The sequence below is a fragment of the Bradyrhizobium sp. GW821-FHT13H06 genome (assembly GCF_058803975.1).
The window spans coordinates 324,274-341,531 of the sequence record NZ_JBXAPN010000008.1 but is presented as its reverse complement, the minus strand read 5'-3'; the positions used below and the strand labels follow the sequence as shown (position 1 = coordinate 341,531).

Genomic DNA, 17,258 nt, shown 5'->3' with positions numbered 1-17,258 from the left:
ATGATCGCCCCTCAAGGATGAGCCGGGATGGGCGACACATACGATAAATCCGAATTTCGGTAAAGTGGAATATTTTCACGGCGCCGGATTGACAGACGGCGACACAGCCCGGTCCCGTTGCCCGGACGAGCGAAGCGACATCTGGGATCTCTCTGCGCGTGACTTCCCGGGTATCGCTGCGCTCACCCGGGCTACAACGTACCGATACATCAAAGAGGGCGGCACGAAGCGCCGCCCTCTTCTGGGCAACTCAATCCGTTAGCTGGCCCGCTCAATACGGCGCGTAACCATAGCCCGGACCGTAATAATTGGGACCGCCGCCGTAGTAACCCGGACCGCCGTAATAGCCCGGGCCGCCATAGTAAGGACGCGGGCCATAATAATAGCGGTTCTCGTAGTACTCGCGGCGGCGGCTCTCGGCGATCGCGCCTCCGATCAGACCTGCCGCCATGCCCATGAAGGCGAGACCTGCGGCGTTCGACCCGCCTCGGTGGTAATGGCGACGCCGGGCCGCGCTGAAATCGGTGACGTCGGACGCGGCCTGGCCGGCGACGGCCGCCTTGGCGGCCGGTGTCCCGGCCGAGGCGGCCGTGGACGGTGATGCGGAGGCCGCAATCAGGGCGAGGCTTGCGAACGCAGCCACGACCGTGTTGCGGCCGGCTGCGCAAATCATCGGTCCAATACTCATTTCGACCTTCCTCTGTTCTCGCCAAAAAGACATAAGCAAACCTCCTACAACGCGCAAACCATTGAAATAGTTTCATGATCGCGGCGATCTGCCACGCTTTGAACGATTGTAAACCGAACGATCAGGTCCAGCTTGAACCATCCAACCTGAGCGGTTAATGAACAGCCGCGCCGTTTCTCGGTCGCCGTAAGCGTTTCACGTGAACCAACGCATCAACCGACGCCGTCGGGATCGATGCCATTCAAGGGTTCAACGTGATCGACGCGTCCTTTTCCTCGAAAGAAGTCAGATGATTGCGGTTCGCAAACTGCCGGCGCGCTATGCGCCGATCGTCATGCCATTCGTGCTGTCCATCCTCATGACCGCGGTGGTATCGGTCATATCGACGCTACGAAGCCTCGGCGCAACACCGGCGTTCCTGGCGACCTGGCCAGGCGCCTGGGCGCTGTCCTGGCTCGTCGCGTTTCCGACGCTGCTCATGGTCCTGCCACTGGTCCGCCGGATCGTGGCCTGCCTCGTCGCAGCGCCACCCGGCCGATAGCCGACCCTTACGAGAGCGCCCCAAGCACGCCCCTCGTCGCCTTGTCGATCTCCTCGACATAGCGGCGGCGGGCGAAGCTCTCAGTGAGGAAGCCGACCACCTTGCGGCTGTCGGTGGAATCGACCACCGCCAGCATCTCGGCCTCGGCCTCGTCGAACACCGCCATCGCCGATTTCACGTTCATTTCCGGGATCAGCACGATGTCGATCAGGCGGGCGAGCTCGATCACCTGGATGTCGTCGGCGATGCTGTCGAGATCATTGGAGAACAGATCGGGCAGCATGACCAGCCCGACATATTCGTCCGCATTGTTGACGATCACGATTCCGGGCCGCGAGCCCAGCGCGAACTCGCGGCGGACCGCGGCGATCGTCGTGGTCGACGGCACCTTGCCGACGTCGGAGCGCATCAGCCGTTCGACCGTGAGGTTGCGCAGCCAGCCGACGTCGTTGGCGCTGCGGATGGTCTCGCCGCGCAGATGCAGCCGCCAGGTCGAGAAGGAGTGCCCGAACATGAAGCGGACGCAGATCGAGGTGACGATGCAGCCGGCGAGCACTACGGCGGTGACGTCGACATTGCGGGTCATCTCGAGCACGAGGAACGACATCGTCAGGGGGCCGCCGACGATGGCGACACCGAGCGTCGCCATGCCCGTCAGCATCGCCACCAGCGGATCGATCGCGAAGTTCGGGCTGATCAGGAGCAGCACCGCGGCAAAGAACTTTCCGATCAGGCTGCCGACGAACAACGAGGCGAAGAACAGGCCGCCGCGGAAACCCGAGGCGAGCGAGATCAGGCAGGCCGTCACCTTCAAGGCGATGACCAGCGCGATCAGGCCGATCGTCATCTCGTGAAAGAGATCGAGCACCATGGCACCGTGGCCGGCTGCCAGCACCTGCGGCGTGATGATCGCGAAACCGCCGACGATGAGGCCGCCGATCACCGGACGCAGCCAGACCGGCATCCAGGCGAACAGGCGCTCGAACATCGGCGAGGAGCGCATCACGGCGATGCCGACGCCGCTGGTGATGAGGGCGAGCCCGATCAGTGCCAGGTACTGCTCGACGCCGACGGCGCTGACCTTGGGGATCTCCAGCGAATAGGGTGCACCGCCCAGCCATTGCGCGGTCAGGGCGCCCGCCAGCGAGGCCGCCAGGATCGGCGCGGCGCTGCCGACCGAATAGACGCCGACGATCAGCTCGCAGGCGTAGAAGGCGCCGGTGATCGGCGCGCCGAACGCCGCCGCGATCGCGGCCGCCGCGCCGCAACCGACCATCAGACGCAGATCGTTGCGGCGAAGATTGAAGAACTTGCCGAGCAGCGAAGCGATTCCCGAACCGATCTGGGTATAGCCGGCCTCGAGGCCGACCGAGGCGCCGCAGCCGTTGGAGATCAGCGTCTGGCTCGACACCACCACGCTGTCGCGCATCGACAGATTGCCGCCACGTAGCGCATTGGCCTCGATCGGGTCCACCGCGTTCGAGATCTTCATGCGCCGCCGCGACCATTCCATGATGCCGAGCGAGAGCCCTCCGAGCGCAGGTGCGATCAGCGCCGCCCACGGGCTGACGCGCTCGTGAGCCGACAGGTGAACATCAATGGGAATGCCGTAGATTACCACATGCGCGAGCTGGGCAATCTGGGCCATCAACGTCACGACCGAGCCCGCGAGCGTGCCGATCACGAGCGCAAGCGGGATCAGGTAGAACTCGTTGCTGCGCAGCAGGGCGCGCAGCCGAACCATGGTGCGGTTCGTCCCCTTGCGATCGACGAGATGCCTGATCCGCACGAACACCTTCTGCCCGCCCTACCCTTCCGCCAGTCCGTAGCCGGCCATGCGCTGGCGGACCCGCTCGATCTCGTCGCCGGAGAGCAGCGGCGGCCGTCCGATCTGGAGGCAGCCGTGATATTGCCGCGCCAGCGTCTCGACCTCGACGGCGAGCCACATCGCCTTGTCCAGCGTCTTGCCGATCGCGATCATGCCGTGGTGGTCGAGCAGGCAGGCAAGCCGGCCCTCCAGCGCCCGCACCGCATGTTCGGACAGCTCCGCCGTTCCGAACGTCGCATAGGGCGCGCAGCGGATGGTGTCGCCGCCGGCCGCCGCGATCATGTAGTGCACGGGCGGGATCTCCATGCCCATGATCGCCAGGATGGTGCAATAGGTCGGATGGGCGTGCACCACGGCATTGACGTCGGGCCGCGACTTCAGGATGTCGCGATGGAAGCGCCACTCGCTGGACGGTTTCTGCTCGGGCGCGTGTGTGCCGTCCATGGCCATGAAGACGATCTGGTCCGGCGACATGGCGTCATAGGGCACGCTGGTCGGCGTGACCAGGAGCCCGTCCACATGCCGGACACTGATATTGCCCGAGGTGCCCTGGTTGATGCCGAGCGCGTTCATGCGCCGGCAGGCGTCGATAATGGCCTGTCTCTTGGCGAGTTCGTCCGCTCTCATCGACATTGCGATTTCCTGACGAAGGGCTTGTTAGACCGGAAGTACGTCAAAGCAATATGGCAGCGCAAGCGAAAGAGTCCCGGATCCTCTCCGTCTCGGCGACGTGACGAAATGGCAGCGGACTTCTGCCGAAGCCGGTGACTTCACCGCTCCGGGGCAGCGAGCCCGAGGGTGCGCCGGTCCGGCCACCGCTTGCAGATCTGGTCCGACGCCGCAGGCGCATGGAACGAGGTTTCGACAGCCGACTTAGCTCAGCATGACCGCAACGGAGATCGGTGGAGACCATCATGAGTGACAGCGGAGTTGGCATGCTCTTGGGCCACGCCTCGGCTCAGATGCTTTGGCTCTGGTTCATCGGCGCGTTCGTGCTCGGCGGGGCCCTCGTTTACGGGGTGATGAAGGCCGGCCACCTGCGCCGCAGCGAGCGGGCACGCCTCGATCGCGCGACGGAAGAGCGGCAGCGCCAGGAAGACCCGTACAAGCGCCCGACCTGAGCGATCCGCGAACGCGGGTTGCAGTTTGGAACTTTCGTTCTCCGAGGGTTTTGATCGCCCGAGGATCGAGGAAGGCGACGCCTTCCCGTGTCACCTCAAGAGGAGGACGTATGGCTAAACGAGCAAAGAAGCGCGCGACCAGGAAGACAGCGGCGCGGCGACCGCGTCAGGCCCCGAAGATGCTCAGCGACCTGTTTCTGGAGACGCTGAAGGACATCTATTTCGCCGAGAACAAGATCATCAAGACCTTGCCCAAGATGGCGAAGGCAGCGCAGTCGAAAGAGCTGACCGCCGCCTTCAACAAGCACCTGCGCGAGACCCAGGGCCAGGTCAAGCGGCTGGACCAGATCTTCAAGATGCTGGGCAAGCCCGCACGCGGCAAGCCCTGCGAGGCCATCAACGGCATTACCGACGAGGGCGCCGAGATCATGAAGGAGTTCAAGGGCGCGCCGGCGCTCGATGCGGGACTGCTCGCGGCCGCCCAGGCTGTCGAGCATTACGAGATCTCCCGCTACGGCACGCTCCGCACCTGGGCCGAGGAGCTCGGCATGCAGGACGCGGCAAGGCTGCTCCAGGAGACGCTGGACGAGGAAGAGGCGACCGATCACATCCTGACGGAGCTCGCCACCTCCGTGATCAACCTGGAAGCGGAAGAAGAGTACCGCGCCGCGGCCTGACCCGCGCCAGCCATGACGAAACGCCGCGGCCCGTGCCGCGGCGTTTTCTCGTTCGGCGCGTTCTTGTTCGATGGCACGACGGCGCATGGCACACCGGCGCCACTGCACTGGATTTCCCGGGAACCAGCCCCATATGCAGGCTTTCCCACCCCCGAGCCCGCATCATGCAACCCAAAAATCCCCTCGACTGGATGCTGTCCGAAGCCCTGGACTCGCTGACCCGCGCCGACCGGCTGCGCCAGCAGTTCGGCCGCCAGGAAGCCTGCTGGGAGCCGCCGATCGACGTGCTCGAAACCGAGCGCGAGCTCCTGATCCTGGTGGCGCTTCCCGGCGTCAATCCGGACAATGTCGAGACGGTCATCCATGACGGCGCTCTCATCATCTCCGGTCAGCGCACCCTTCCGCCGGAGCTTCGCAACGCCCGCATCCATCGGCTCGAGCTGCCGCAGGGGCGTTTTGAGCGCCGCATTGCATTGCCCCTCGGCCGCTATGCCATCAGCCGCTTCGTGATGGACGGCTGCGTCGCGCTGCGCCTCGCCAAATCCTGAGGTCGATCATGGCCAACGAACAGATGAACAACGAACAGACCAATAACGACGTGAAGATCCCCGAGGACGCGCTGATCATCATCCCCGTGCGCGAGATGGTGCTGTTTCCCGGCGCCATCGCGCCCATCACGATCGGCAGGGCGAAGTCCATCGCCGCCGCGCAGCAGGCGCTGCGCGAGCAGCGCCCGATCGGCATCGTCCTGCAGCGCAGCCCCGAGACCGAGGAGCCCGGGCCGGACGACCTCTACAGGGTCGCCACCATCGCCAACATCGTGCGCTACATCACCGCGCCCGACGGCACCCACCACATCGTCTGCCAGGGCGTGCAGCGCGCGCGCATCCTCGACTTCCTGCCGGGGACGCCGTTCCCGGCTGCGCGCATCCAGCAGATCCCCGAGCCGACCACGACCTCGCCGGAGATCGAGGCGCGGGCTTTGAACCTGCAGCGCCAGGCGATCGAGGCGATCGAGCTGTTGCCACAGGCGCCGCCCGAGCTGGCGGCGATGTTCCAGGGCACCAGCGCGCCCGGCGCGCTGGCGGATCTGGCGACCTCGTTCATGGACATCAAGCCACAGGACAAGCAGGAGGTGCTGGAGACCATCGACCTCGCTCTCCGCGTGGAGAAGGTGTCGAAGCACCTGGCCGAGCGGCTGGAGGTTCTGCGCATCAGCAAGGAGATCGGCCAGCAGACCAAGGCCTCCTTCGACGAGCGGCAGCGCGAGGCGATCCTGCGCGAGCAGATGGCGACCATCCAGCGCCAGCTCGGCGAAGGCGACGGCAAGGCGGCGGAGGTCACCGAGCTGACGGCGGCGATCGCCAAGGCCAACATGCCCCCAGAGGCGGAGGCGCACGCCAAGAAGGAGCTGCGCCGCTACGAGCGCATGCCGGAAGCCGCCGGCGAAGCCGGCATGGTCCGCACCTATCTCGACTGGCTGATCGAGCTGCCCTGGGCGCTGCCCGAGGAGAAGCCGATCGACATCAAGGAGGCGCGCCGCATCCTGGACGCCGACCATTTCGGCCTGGAGAAGATCAAGAGCCGGATCATCGAATATCTGGCGGTGCGCAAGCTCGCCCCGCAGGGTAAGGCCCCGATCCTGTGCTTCGTCGGTCCGCCCGGCGTTGGCAAGACTTCGCTCGGCCAGTCCATCGCCCGGGCGATGAATCGTCCCTTCGTGCGCGTCAGCCTGGGCGGCGTACACGACGAGGCGGAGATCCGGGGTCACCGGCGCACCTATATCGGCGCGTTGCCCGGCAACATTATCCAGGCCATCAAGAAGGCAGGCAGCCGGAACTGCGTCATGATGCTGGACGAGATCGACAAGATGGGCCGTGGCGTGCAGGGCGACCCTTCCGCCGCCATGCTGGAGGTGCTCGACCCCGAGCAGAACGGGACGTTCCGGGACAATTACCTGGGCGTGCCCTTCGACCTGTCGCGCGTGGTGTTCATCGCGACCGCCAACATGCTGGACCAGATCCCGGGTCCGCTGCTGGACCGCATGGAGCTGATCAGCCTCGCCGGCTACACCGAGGACGAGAAGCTCGAGATCGCGCAGCGCTATCTGGTGCGGCGGCAGCTCGAGGCCAATGGCCTCTCGGCCGAGCAGGCCGAGATCGAGCCGGAGGCGCTGAAGCTGGTGGTCAAGGGCTATACCCGCGAGGCCGGCGTGCGCAACCTCGAGCGCGAGATCGGCAAGCTGTTCCGCCATGCCGCGGTGCAGGTCGCCGAAGGCACGGCCACGAAGATCGTGATCGCGCCGAAGGACATCGCCACCGTGCTCGGCCAGCCGCGCTTCGAAGGCGAGATCGCCCAGCGCACCAGCATTCCGGGCGTGGCCACCGGCCTTGCCTGGACGCCGGTCGGCGGCGACATCCTGTTCATCGAGGCATCAAAGGTGCCCGGCAAGGGCGGCATGATCCTGACCGGTCAGCTCGGCGACGTCATGCGCGAGAGCGTGCAGGCTGCGATGACGCTGGTGAAGAGCCGTGCCTCGCAGCTCGGCATCGATCCGCAAGCGTTCGAGAAGAGCGACATCCACGTTCACGTGCCCGCGGGAGCAACCCCGAAGGACGGGCCCAGCGCGGGCGTCGCGATGTTCACGGCGCTGACGTCCCTGCTCACCAACCGCACCGTGCGCAGCGACACCGCCATGACCGGCGAGATCTCGCTGCGCGGCCTGGTGCTGCCGGTCGGCGGCATCAAGGAGAAGGTGGTGGCTGCGGCTGCCGCCGGATTGAAGCGGGTGATGCTGCCGGCGCGCAACAAGCGGGACTATGACGACATCCCGAAGAGCGCGCGGGACAACCTTGAATTCATCTGGCTGGAGCGCGTCGACGAGGCCATCGCCGCGGCGCTCGAGCCGACCGAGGTCAAGGTCGAAGCTGCGGAGTGAATGCGATGAAGAAACTGCTGGAAAAAGCGAAGAGATCGCGGAAGACGCAGCGGCTGCGCCAGCTACTCGATCGCGCGATCGACCGGGTTCGCGATGCGCTTGCGGCGCCTGAGCCGCGGCTTCAGCCGGTCCCGGTCCGGGTGAAGCGCCGCAAGGGTTGAGCCCTCCGTCTCAAGCCCTCGCGGCTGCCCCAAACAAAAGGCCCCCTCCTTCAAGGGGGTCTTTGCGTTCCTAGGACACGGCGTCCTTGGCGGCCTTGACCGGGCGGGCGCGGACGATCTTCCGGGCCGGCTTGGCCTTGAACATCATCTCTTCACCCGTGAACGGGTTGGTGCCCTTGCGCGCCTTGGTCGCGGGCTTCTTGATGACCACGAACTTGGCGAAGCCCGGCACCAGGAACAGGCCGTTCTTCTTGAGCTCCTTGTGGCCGACGTCGGTCAGCGTCTCCATGACGTTCTTGACGTCGCGCTTGGAAAGCTCTGTGGCGGTCGCAATCTTTTCGATCAACTGCGATTTGGACATTTGGGTTGCCATCGTGTCTCCTCTGATTCGTGACGGCTGCATATTAGACCAACCGGCGAAGGCCTATAGCCTTCTGCACAGTTTTGTCGCGATTTTACGGGCTTTTTTGGCCCTCTGTGGCAAAAAACCCTGCATTTTAGCCACTTCCAGTGCGGAAGGAGCCTTGAGCAGCGGATTTTGCCTTGTTTCAAAGGCCCGCACGACATCTTGCTAGAACTGATTCGCCGCTTTCGACAAGCGAAGACCGGCCTCTTTGTGAAAGGCCGGTCGTGTTTCACCCTGAAAAATAAGGGTCGGATCACATGTCGCCGGTCTTACGCCCCGCAAAAACAGGGGCAAAGTAAGGGGCGATCGGCTAGACGCGCTCGATGATGATGGCGGGCGCCATGCCGCCGGCGGCGCACATGGTGACGAGACCACGCTTGAGGTCGCGCCGCTCGAGCTCGTCGAGCACGGTGCCGATCAGGATCGAGCCGGTGGCGCCGATGGGATGGCCGAGCGCAATCGAGCCGCCATTGACGTTGACCTTGGCGCGGTCGAGCTTGAGGTCGCGGATATATTTCTCCGCCACCACCGCAAAAGCCTCGTTGATCTCGAACAGGTCGATGTCGTCGATGGCAAGGCCGGCCTTGGCCAGCACTTTCTTCGTCGCCGGCACCGGCGCGTTCAGCATCAGGGTCGGCGAGTCCCCCATGTTGGCCATCGCGACCACGCGGGCGCGCGGCTTGAGGCCATGCGCCTTGGCGTAGGCGGGCGAAGCCAGAAGGATCGCAGCGGCGCCGTCGACGACGCCGGAGGAATTGCCGGCGTGATGCACGAAGTCGATGTTCAGATCGGGATATTTTTGCAGGATCAGGCCGCGATAGGTCGTGCCCTTGTCATCGAGCGCGTAGTCCGCGATCGCGGGGAATGCTGGCTTCAGGCTGCTCAGGCCTTCCATCGTGGTCTGCGGCCGCGGATACTCCTCGTGGTCGAGCGCGAGGCTGCCGTCCTCGCGGTGAACCGGCACGAGGCTCTTCTTGAAGTGGCCGTTCGCGATCGCATGCGCGGCGCGCTTCTGGCTCTCCAGCCCGAGCGCGTCGACATCCCTTCGCGTGATGCCTTCCATGGTCGCGATCGCATCGGCGCAGACGCCCTGATGCGACTGCGGATGCCGCGCGCGCAGACGGAGATTGCCGCCGTCCATCATCATCGGACCGCCGCCGCGGCGTCCGTCCATCGACATCATCTCGCAGCCGCCGGCGATGACGAGGTCTTCGGCGCCGGCCATGATCGAGCTTGCGGCCATGTTGACGCTGGTGATGCCGGAGCCGCAGAAGCGGTCGAGCGTCACCGCGCTGGCGCGCACGTCGTAGCCGGCATCGAGCGCGGACATGCGGCCGAGATCGCCGCTTTGGGTTGCGACCTGCGCGCTGCAGCCCCAGACGATGTCGTCGACGTCGGCCGTATCGATGCCGGTGCGATCGGCAAGCGCGCGCAGCACGGTTGCGCCCAGTTGCTGCGGATGAATGCCGGAGAGCGCTCCCTTGCCGGCCTTGCCGATGCCTCGTGGGGTCCTGCAGGCATCGATGATGAGTGCGTCGGTCATGGGCGCTGTCCTCTTGTTATGAGTGTTGAGGACAGTTCTGAATAACGGGGAGAGGAGAGTCAATCCGCGTTGCAGATGTCACTCGCGCGGATTTTCCGTTGCGCGGTTGGCCCACGAAGCTTCGGCGACGTCATGGCCGGGCCATGTCCCGGCCATCCACGTCTTAGCCAATGAACGAAGAACGTGGATGCCCGGGACAAGCCCGGGCATGACGACCTCTGGGCGAGGAAGCAATCACACCCCCGCCGCGTTCTTCGCGATCACGTTGCGATAGAAGCTGGCGCTGAGTTTGGGCGTGCGAACCTGGGTGTCGAAATTGACGTGGTAGAGCCCGAAACGCTTGTTGAGGCCATACACCCACTCGAAATTGTCCATCAGGCTCCAGAGGAAATAACCGCGCACCGGCACGCCCTCGCTGGTGGCGCGCTGGAGCTGGGCGAGATAGTTGCGCAAGTACATGATGCGGTCGGTGTCGTAGATCTTGCCGTCGGGCGTCACCGCGTCGTCGCCGGATGCGCCGTTCTCGCTGATATAGATCGCATCCGTCTTCCAGATCTTTGCCGCCAGCTTCGGCACCCAGTAGATTGTCTCGGGCCCGACGCGCAGCCAATCCGAATTCATGTGCGGAAACGATTTCGGGATCGGCAGCGGCATGAAGCCCGCGCCCTGGTCGGAGGCCACGACGTAATTCTGTGGCGCGTAGATGTTGAGGCCGAGGAAGTCGACCGGCGAGGATATGATCTTGAGCTCCGCATCGGTGAATTTCGGCGCGTTGGGCCCGGCGAATTTCAGGAAGGCGTCGGTATAGCGTCCCGTCATGATGACGTTGAGATAGCCGGCATTCATCTCGCGCAGCGCGATCTCGGCGGCGCGAACGTTCTCCGGCGTGTCGATCGCGGGGGCGCAGGCATCGACGTTCTCGGCCGGCCCCACCCTGGTGCCGCGGCGGCCATGGGCGCGCACCGCCTGCACCGCGAGCCCGTGCGCCAGCGCGCTGTTGTGCCTGATCTGGTTGACATCGGCCTGCGGCAGCGTCAGGCCCGGCGCGTCGATCCCGATGCCGTAACCGAAATAGACGAAGCGGCCGCTCTCGTTCAGCGTGAACACGTTCCTGACCCGGTCGGTCAGTCGCTCGGCGACATAGGCCGCGTAATCACCAAAGATCTTGCAGGTATCCGTCGAACGCCAGCCGCCGAACCGGTCCTGGAGCGATTGGGGCAGGTCCCAATGATAGAGCGTCAGCCACGGCTCGATGCCGTTCTTCAGGAGCTCGTCGACGAGACGATTGTAGAAGTCGAGCCCCTTCGGGTTGGGCTTGCCGTCGCCGTCCGGGAACAGCCGCGGCCAGGCCACCGAGAAGCGATAGGCCCTGCAGCCGAGCTCCTTGATGAGCGCGATGTCCTCCTTGTAGCGGTGATAGTGCTCATTGGCGCGGTCGCCCGTGGTGCCGTCCTCGATCTTGCCGGGAATGCGCACGAACTTGTCCCAGATCGACGGCCCTCGCCCGTCCTCGTCGACCGCGCCTTCCACCTGGTAGGACGAGGTCGCCGTGCCCCAGACGAAGCCCGACGGAAAGCTGCTTCCACCGCGCGGCGGCCGTGCAGGCTTGGCTTCGGCGGCGTCGAGCGCGCCAGTCATCCCGGCTGCGGACAGCCCCGCGATTTTCGCGAACCGGCGACGCGAGACCATGTTCGACATTGATGCCTCTCCGCTTCCGAACTGTTGCGGGCGCACAATGGCGTGTCCAGGGCGGTTTGAGAAGCGGGCGAACGCGGGATGAGGGTGCAGAATTGCTGACCTGGCAGATTGCCCTCCCCTTTGCCTGGTTGGATCGATCGCAAAGCTGGGAGAAGCGCCCTCGGCCCTCCTTTAAGGTGTACGGCGGATCTTATAGAGAACGAAGCGCCCGGACCTGTCCAACTCCTTCAGCAGCTCTGGCAGCGGGTTCGCGATGGCGGGGCCCACCAGATAAAGATAGTCGAAATCTCGATACCAGGTGCGGACGACGCCGGTGTCATCGGAAGCCGCCGTCTCTCCCGTGGCAATTGCGCTCAGGCGGCGTATCGGCACAAGCCCCCCATTCGAGATGACGAGACGCCGGACCTCGGCGCGCGCCTGAATCGGCTGCTTGCCGGTCTCGGTGAATACGTTCGACACAAAAGCATTCGCGTAATGCACCGCGAGCGTCGGCGCATAATACATCGGATATTGGGTGAGGTCCTTGAATGGTGGATCCTCGCTCTCTCCGGTGGTCGCAATCAGTATCTTCGAACCGCGATCGATATGTTGAAAAGACTCGATGACGGCTGAATACTCTGAACGGTAGGACAGCCAGACCTCGAGCACGACGCCCAGATTGGCGAGCGTTATGCCCCCGACCACGGCGAGCGCAGCCATCGTCCATCGCCGACTGGGCAACGACAGCGAGCAGAAGGCCGGAAGGATCAAGGCGGCTGCAGGAAGAACCCGGATATCCGCAAACGCCGTACCAAACAGCGTCGGCGGCATAGCAAGATAGAGGAGCGCGAAGCCGGTTGCGATCCAGATCCCGGCAGGCTTCAGCTTGAGCATGCTGCACCTGGCAGCGACATATAACGCTGCCATGAGCAGGATCGCACTCGCTCCCGAGACAGCCATGCTGTAGCCGTTCATGATGAAGAACGGCCAGAGCAGCTTGTAGTTAAAATACCAAAAGGTACCCTCGCTTCCGACAGAGCCGGCGGTCAGCCGCATGATGACCAACAGGGCTACGACCGGTATCACGAGCGTGACGAACCGCAGTGCGACATCGCGCGCAGGACACTTCCGGTCGAAGGCGCGCCACAACTCATAGAGCCCAAGCGTCGCGCCATAGACTCCCAAGGGAAAGAAATGCGCCGCAAACAGCACCATGACGGAAGCTGCGTTGACAACGAAACGGACAGGCGCTGACTGCTCGGCAACGACCAGATAGGCGGCGATACTGCAGAGACCGATGCCGAGGGCGCCTTCGAAATTGATGAACCCCCAGGAGAACGGAAGGCAGTAGAGGAACATGAGCGCCGCGAAACCGGCGAGGTGAACACGCCGCTTCACAGCCCATTCGAGCGCGAGCGCGCCGCCGACGACCAAGATCTGGCTGAAAAGAAGAAACAGCCGGGCGGCATTCTCGGCGCCGAACAGCCGCGCCATCTGCGGGACCACCAGGTCCATCGCCAGGTTAGGATAGAAAGCCCAGGCCGCCTGGTAGTATGGATTGGCATTGGCGCTGCCCATTTGGCTCAGAATATACATTCGGGCGAGATGGTTGACGTAGTCCCCCATCGCCGGAACGGGAGCAAGCAGCGTGGGAAGAAGCGAGGCGACGGCGAGCAGGGCGAACACGACGGTCGCGACCGATCGATCGGAGCGAGCGCCACGAGCGATGAGATTTTCTGCGGCCAGGAGAGCAGGTACATTCACGCAAATGCTCCGGGTATTGCAACCCGGCAGGGTTGTTATTTTCTTCTCGAGCCATTTTCGATAGAGCCTTCTAATAATGCGTTAATCGGTTGAGTTACCGAGCACCTTCTACCCGAAGAAGAGCATTGGCCTGTTGGTAAGTTCAACTTGGGGGTCAGGATCGACCACGTTGTGAGGCTGCCGCGGAGCAGAAGTCCTCGGTCGCTCGCCGGGTTCGTCGCCGGCAGGATGTCAGTTCAAGACGATCAGGCGACTGGCGCCGTGGCCGCGATCAGCGCGAGCGCTTCGGCAATTTTCGCAGCTTGTCGGGATTGAACGCCGGCAGTTGCTCGGCTCGTTCGCGTACAGGCGGCTGCTGTTCCGTCAGGATGAGCGTGCCATGAAGGATCATTCCCGGCACCTGTTGTGCCGTCGCGGTGTAAGTCGCGATCTTGCCGGGGCAGCGTCCCTCGATGTCCAGCGTGAGCTCATCCTCAACGCCAAAGACCGTCGAACGCCCATCGGTATGACGCTTGGTCGATACGGTCGCGGTGAAGCGCTCGCCATCGACCGAGCAGGAGCCGTGATACGTCATCAGGCTGTCACGGCCCCAAATCTGGCCGTCTGCGACATGGACGATCCCGGTACCCTGGTCGAGGGGCGTCCTGTACCACGCCGCGTAGGTGCCGTCCTTCAGCATGGGAGCAGTCTCCCCTGGTATTCCCACGCGGACCATTGGCACGATTTAATGCCAAGAAATCGTTAATGACCGTGCCCGTGCCAATCCGGTCTTTCCTTGCGCAGCTCGGCCTCGAGCTCCTCGATGATGCTGTGAAGCAGATGCGCGGCAAGCGGGTCGGTGACTTCGCGCTCCAAATGCCGATAACGCGCGATCAGGAATTCCTGCTCTCTCAACTGGCGTTCTGTCATCAGACGGGCCCTCCGACAAACCGACGCGCAGAAGACCGAGCAGTTTCATTAAAATTTTCAGATCATTTTCCATGGTTTCTGATCGGTTAAAGGCGACGCAAGCCTGCGGCGCCGGGCGGCAGCTCAAGTCGCTCATCGTGCGTTCGTGAAACCCGCACGATTGCCCGGAGCAGGATCGGGCAAAACAGAACCGTTCCAGGCAAGACCCGGAGCCTCTGCGCCGCATAGAACTCGCGCCGACCCGTAAAAGCACGGGCACCTGATCTGAGGCAGCAAGCGATCAGAAGGAGCCACGCAATGACCGGGAGCACCGCACCTATGCGCAATCCCTCGTCCAAGGGCCAGCCGCCCCTCCCCAGCGCACACCCCGTCGACATCGTCACGGCCGAGCGGCGCGCCGCCGAGGCGGAGATGGCGCGGGTGCTCAGGACCGAACCGACCCGCATGGCGCTGGACTCCTCCGGCGCCGGGATCGCGCACTGGAATCACGATCCATTGCATGACGTCGTCGAACCCATGAGCCACCACGTGATCATGGCCTATAACGGCGTGATGCAGCGCATGGAGCGCCGGTCGGGAAAATCGGTTTCGATCGGCACGTTTCGTCCCGGAGTCGTAATCATCATTCCGGAAGGATCGAGCTCCCGATGGGACATTCCGAAGCCCGTCGATGTCGTTCAGCTCTATCTTCCGAATGCGACACTGAAGCGCGTTGCCGGCGAAGCCAGGATCACAGGAGCGAACGACCTGCTGGAGCGGACCGCGCACCCTGACCCCATTACGTCCCGACTGCTTTTGAGCGCAGCGGATGCGCTCGAAGGCAATGGGGTCCTCGACACGCTGTTCCGGCACCAGGTGACGGATCTTCTTGCCACGCGCGTCCTGGCGGCGCACACGGGTTCACCGGCCACGTTCCAACCGACCATGGGCGGGCTGTCGCCGAAGGTCCTGCTCCGCGCGATCGAACGGTTGCGCTCGGACAGCGATGCGGACGTCTCCCTCGATGCGCTGGCGTCCGATGCCGACCTCTCGCGCTTTCACTTCTGCCGCGCCTTCAAGGAGAGCACCGGGCTCTCGCCGCATGCCTGGCTGCGCCAACACCGGCTCGAGCAGGCCATGAGCATGCTGCGGGAGAGCGACGACCCCGTCGTCTCGATCGCTGCGGCGCTTGGCTATTCCTCGCAGACGGCGTTCGCCGCGGCCTTCAGGAAGCTCACCGGCGAAACGCCGAGCGAATGGCGCAGGCGCATGCGTTAGCAGCAATCGCTCGATAGCGACAGCAATCGCGCTGGGGCAGCGCCGCGCCTGATCGGTTAGACCATCACCATGTCCAATCCCATGACGGAGGCAAATGATGATCGGGAAAGACTTTGTCCACCGGTTGGCCATCACCTCATCACGCAAGGGTCTCGCCACCGCGGTCGTGTACGGACTTACGCTGACTGTTCGCTTCACTTCAGCAACAGGTGACGACATCCCGCCGCAATCCGCACAACGCGCCCACCCGGTGATTTCAGTGATGACGGGCGACAGCTCCCGCCTTCCCTATCAGGACTGGAGCCGCAAGTCCGCGCCGTCGATCGTCATTCGTCAAGGCTGGCCGACCGGCTGCCCGCTCCAATAAGCGCCAGCAAGCTCGCTTCAATCATTCGCGTCGTCGCTGACCGCGACAGGACTTGCCGCAAACCCGCCGCGGCAGCGGCAACGCGCCTGTGCCCAGAAAGATCAACCAAAGGAGACCGTCAATGCGACTAGTCATCATCGGCGCCGGCTTCGCCGGCATGTATGCCGCCCTTTCCGCAGCCCGCCTGCGCGAGATCCAGGGCGTCTCGCCCGACGAACTCGAGATCGCGCTGGTCGCACCCGAGCCGACGCTGGTCGTCCGCCCGCGGCTCTACGAGAAGAATCCGGAGACCTTGACGGCACCGCTCCTCGATGTGCTCGAGGCGATCGACGTCGCCTATGTTCGGGGCAGCGTCGAGACGGTTGAAACCCAATCCCGCATGGTGAGGATCGCCACGGCGGAGGGCACCAAGAAGACGCTCTCCTACGATCGCCTCGTGGTCGCCACCGGCAGCCGGCTGTTCCGCCCGAACATCCCGGGACTTGCCGAGCACGGGTTCAGCGTCGACTCGCTCGACGATGCGATCGCGCTCGACCGGCACCTGCATGGCCTTGCCAGGCGACCGGCCGTGAACGGACGTGACACGGTCGTCGTCGCCGGCGGCGGCTTCACCGGCATCGAGGCGGCCACCGAAATGCCGGCGCGGCTCCGCGCGATCCTCGGCCCGAATGCCAGGACTCGCGTCATCATCGTCGAGCGCAACAGCGCGATCGCACCCGACATGGGCGCAGGTCCGCGGCCGGTCATCGAGAGCGCCCTCCACAAGCTCGGCGTGGAGACCCGCCTCGGTGCCGGCGTCGCCTCGCTCGACGCGTCCGGCGTCACCCTGTCCAGCGGCGAACACATCGAAACCGAAACCGTGATCTGGGCGGCGGGTATCCGTGCCGCCCCTCTGACGGCGCAAATCCCCGCCGAGCGCGACAATTTCGGCCGGCTGCTGGTCGATCGCTGCTTGCGGGTGCAAGGCGTCGAGGGCGTCTTCGCGACCGGCGATGCGGCCCGTGCCGCCTGCGACGACGAGGGCAATTACGCACTGATGTCCTGCCAGCACGCCACGCGCATGGGCGCCTTTGCGGGCAACAATGCCGCCGCCGAGCTGCTCGGCGTTCCGACCAGGCCCTACCACCAGAAGGCCTACGTCACCTGTCTCGATCTCGGCGAAGCCGGCGCACTGTTCACGCGCGGCTGGGATCGCAAGGTCGAGATGGTCGGTGACGTCGCCAAGAGGACGAAACAGGAGATCAACACGGTCTGGATCTACCCGCCGAAGGCCGAACGCGCCGCTGCGCTCGCATCGGCCGATCCGGAACGCGTGACCAGCCTCTAACGCACGACGCGATGACGGCCGCGTTCCCTGGCTGCGCGACCGGATCGGCCAAGA

The 17,258-nt window shown here is 64.4% G+C and carries 18 protein-coding genes; 9 read left to right on the top strand and 9 right to left on the bottom strand.

Annotated features, from left to right (window positions below; all coding sequences use genetic code 11):
• Window positions 1–271: 271 nt before the first annotated feature.
• Window positions 272–688, bottom strand: a complete 417-nt coding sequence (locus AC1RQP_RS30245; RefSeq protein WP_239625569.1) for a hypothetical protein — start codon at window positions 686–688, stop codon at window positions 272–274.
• Between the two features lie 289 nt (window positions 689–977).
• Here AC1RQP_RS30245 and AC1RQP_RS30240 point away from each other — a divergent pair, with 289 nt between their 5' ends.
• Window positions 978–1,229, top strand: coding sequence for a DUF2798 domain-containing protein (locus AC1RQP_RS30240; protein ID WP_008565736.1), 252 nt, complete (start codon window positions 978–980; stop codon window positions 1,227–1,229).
• A gap of 7 nt (window positions 1,230–1,236) precedes the next feature.
• On the opposite strand, the gene AC1RQP_RS30235 is transcribed toward AC1RQP_RS30240, so the two are convergent.
• Together AC1RQP_RS30235 and AC1RQP_RS30230 are read right to left on the bottom strand one after the other, a co-directional pair.
• A complete protein-coding gene (locus AC1RQP_RS30235) occupies window positions 1,237–3,024 on the bottom strand; it encodes a chloride channel protein (RefSeq protein ID WP_239625571.1) in 1,788 nt (595 codons plus the stop codon).
• A gap of 12 nt (window positions 3,025–3,036) precedes the next feature.
• On the bottom strand, window positions 3,037–3,690 hold the full coding sequence (locus AC1RQP_RS30230) for an L-fuculose-phosphate aldolase (protein WP_492940379.1): 654 nt from the start codon (window positions 3,688–3,690) through the stop codon (window positions 3,037–3,039).
• 281 nt (window positions 3,691–3,971) lie between these two features.
• Between AC1RQP_RS30230 and AC1RQP_RS30225 the strand changes: the two genes are divergently transcribed.
• From AC1RQP_RS30225 to AC1RQP_RS30205, 5 genes are all read left to right on the top strand, one after another.
• Complete coding sequence (locus AC1RQP_RS30225; RefSeq protein WP_131870947.1) at window positions 3,972–4,178, top strand: hypothetical protein; 207 nt, start codon at window positions 3,972–3,974, stop codon at window positions 4,176–4,178.
• A 110-nt stretch (window positions 4,179–4,288) separates the two neighbouring features.
• On the top strand, window positions 4,289–4,855 hold the full coding sequence (locus tag AC1RQP_RS30220; protein WP_492940377.1) for a YciE/YciF ferroxidase family protein: 567 nt from the start codon (window positions 4,289–4,291) through the stop codon (window positions 4,853–4,855).
• A gap of 164 nt (window positions 4,856–5,019) precedes the next feature.
• Window positions 5,020–5,403: an Hsp20/alpha crystallin family protein gene (locus tag AC1RQP_RS30215; protein WP_492940375.1), complete on the top strand. Its 384-nt coding sequence runs from the start codon at window positions 5,020–5,022 to the stop codon at window positions 5,401–5,403.
• Between the two features lie 8 nt (window positions 5,404–5,411).
• A complete protein-coding gene (lon, locus tag AC1RQP_RS30210; protein ID WP_492940373.1) occupies window positions 5,412–7,793 on the top strand; it encodes an endopeptidase La in 2,382 nt (793 codons plus the stop codon).
• A gap of 5 nt (window positions 7,794–7,798) precedes the next feature.
• On the top strand, window positions 7,799–7,954 hold the full coding sequence (locus AC1RQP_RS30205) for a hypothetical protein (protein ID WP_162832024.1): 156 nt from the start codon (window positions 7,799–7,801) through the stop codon (window positions 7,952–7,954).
• 70 nt (window positions 7,955–8,024) lie between these two features.
• Here AC1RQP_RS30205 and AC1RQP_RS30200 read toward each other — a convergent pair whose 3' ends face one another.
• The 6 genes from AC1RQP_RS30200 to AC1RQP_RS30175 form a co-directional block, all read right to left on the bottom strand.
• The gene (locus AC1RQP_RS30200) at window positions 8,025–8,327 is read right to left on the bottom strand and encodes an HU family DNA-binding protein (RefSeq protein WP_035705209.1); all 303 of its coding nucleotides are present in this window, start codon (window positions 8,325–8,327) and stop codon (window positions 8,025–8,027) included.
• 343 nt (window positions 8,328–8,670) lie between these two features.
• A complete protein-coding gene (locus AC1RQP_RS30195) occupies window positions 8,671–9,903 on the bottom strand; it encodes an acetyl-CoA C-acetyltransferase (RefSeq protein ID WP_492940371.1) in 1,233 nt (410 codons plus the stop codon).
• Between the two features lie 234 nt (window positions 9,904–10,137).
• A complete protein-coding gene (locus tag AC1RQP_RS30190) occupies window positions 10,138–11,601 on the bottom strand; it encodes a GH1 family beta-glucosidase (protein WP_492940369.1) in 1,464 nt (487 codons plus the stop codon).
• 171 nt (window positions 11,602–11,772) lie between these two features.
• On the bottom strand, window positions 11,773–13,344 hold the full coding sequence (locus AC1RQP_RS30185; RefSeq protein ID WP_492940367.1) for a hypothetical protein: 1,572 nt from the start codon (window positions 13,342–13,344) through the stop codon (window positions 11,773–11,775).
• Window positions 13,345–13,615: 271 nt separating this feature from the next.
• Complete coding sequence (locus AC1RQP_RS30180; RefSeq protein WP_492940365.1) at window positions 13,616–14,023, bottom strand: hypothetical protein; 408 nt, start codon at window positions 14,021–14,023, stop codon at window positions 13,616–13,618.
• A gap of 62 nt (window positions 14,024–14,085) precedes the next feature.
• A complete protein-coding gene (locus AC1RQP_RS30175) occupies window positions 14,086–14,253 on the bottom strand; it encodes a hypothetical protein (RefSeq protein ID WP_162832023.1) in 168 nt (55 codons plus the stop codon).
• A 297-nt stretch (window positions 14,254–14,550) separates the two neighbouring features.
• Between AC1RQP_RS30175 and AC1RQP_RS30170 the strand changes: the two genes are divergently transcribed.
• From AC1RQP_RS30170 to AC1RQP_RS30160, 3 genes are all read left to right on the top strand, one after another.
• Window positions 14,551–15,510, top strand: a complete 960-nt coding sequence (locus AC1RQP_RS30170) for a helix-turn-helix domain-containing protein (RefSeq protein ID WP_492940363.1) — start codon at window positions 14,551–14,553, stop codon at window positions 15,508–15,510.
• 97 nt (window positions 15,511–15,607) lie between these two features.
• Window positions 15,608–15,877 (top strand): hypothetical protein, encoded by a 270-nt coding sequence (locus tag AC1RQP_RS30165; protein ID WP_492940361.1) that lies wholly within the window; start codon window positions 15,608–15,610, stop codon window positions 15,875–15,877.
• A 121-nt stretch (window positions 15,878–15,998) separates the two neighbouring features.
• Window positions 15,999–17,204: an NAD(P)/FAD-dependent oxidoreductase gene (locus tag AC1RQP_RS30160; RefSeq protein ID WP_492940359.1), complete on the top strand. Its 1,206-nt coding sequence runs from the start codon at window positions 15,999–16,001 to the stop codon at window positions 17,202–17,204.
• The last annotated feature ends 54 nt before the right edge of the window (window positions 17,205–17,258 follow it).

What these genes read in the sequence shown, in the direction of transcription:
- AC1RQP_RS30160 (WP_492940359.1), top strand. Translation starts at nt 15,999, where the DNA reads ATGCGACTAGTCATCATCGGCGCCGGCTTCGCCGGCATGTATGCCGCC.
- AC1RQP_RS30225 (WP_131870947.1), top strand. Translation starts at nt 3,972, where the DNA reads ATGAGTGACAGCGGAGTTGGCATGCTCTTGGGCCACGCCTCGGCTCAG.
- AC1RQP_RS30165 (WP_492940361.1), top strand. Translation starts at nt 15,608, where the DNA reads ATGATCGGGAAAGACTTTGTCCACCGGTTGGCCATCACCTCATCACGC.
- AC1RQP_RS30240 (WP_008565736.1), top strand. Translation starts at nt 978, where the DNA reads ATGATTGCGGTTCGCAAACTGCCGGCGCGCTATGCGCCGATCGTCATG.
- AC1RQP_RS30180 (WP_492940365.1), bottom strand. Translation starts at nt 14,023, where the DNA reads ATGCTGAAGGACGGCACCTACGCGGCGTGGTACAGGACGCCCCTCGAC.
- AC1RQP_RS30190 (WP_492940369.1), bottom strand. Translation starts at nt 11,601, where the DNA reads ATGTCGAACATGGTCTCGCGTCGCCGGTTCGCGAAAATCGCGGGGCTG.
- lon (WP_492940373.1), top strand. Translation starts at nt 5,412, where the DNA reads ATGGCCAACGAACAGATGAACAACGAACAGACCAATAACGACGTGAAG.
- AC1RQP_RS30200 (WP_035705209.1), bottom strand. Translation starts at nt 8,327, where the DNA reads ATGGCAACCCAAATGTCCAAATCGCAGTTGATCGAAAAGATTGCGACC.
- AC1RQP_RS30220 (WP_492940377.1), top strand. Translation starts at nt 4,289, where the DNA reads ATGGCTAAACGAGCAAAGAAGCGCGCGACCAGGAAGACAGCGGCGCGG.
- AC1RQP_RS30205 (WP_162832024.1), top strand. Translation starts at nt 7,799, where the DNA reads ATGAAGAAACTGCTGGAAAAAGCGAAGAGATCGCGGAAGACGCAGCGG.
- AC1RQP_RS30175 (WP_162832023.1), bottom strand. Translation starts at nt 14,253, where the DNA reads ATGACAGAACGCCAGTTGAGAGAGCAGGAATTCCTGATCGCGCGTTAT.
- AC1RQP_RS30245 (WP_239625569.1), bottom strand. Translation starts at nt 688, where the DNA reads ATGAGTATTGGACCGATGATTTGCGCAGCCGGCCGCAACACGGTCGTG.
- AC1RQP_RS30230 (WP_492940379.1), bottom strand. Translation starts at nt 3,690, where the DNA reads ATGTCGATGAGAGCGGACGAACTCGCCAAGAGACAGGCCATTATCGAC.
- AC1RQP_RS30215 (WP_492940375.1), top strand. Translation starts at nt 5,020, where the DNA reads ATGCAACCCAAAAATCCCCTCGACTGGATGCTGTCCGAAGCCCTGGAC.
- AC1RQP_RS30195 (WP_492940371.1), bottom strand. Translation starts at nt 9,903, where the DNA reads ATGACCGACGCACTCATCATCGATGCCTGCAGGACCCCACGAGGCATC.
- AC1RQP_RS30170 (WP_492940363.1), top strand. Translation starts at nt 14,551, where the DNA reads ATGACCGGGAGCACCGCACCTATGCGCAATCCCTCGTCCAAGGGCCAG.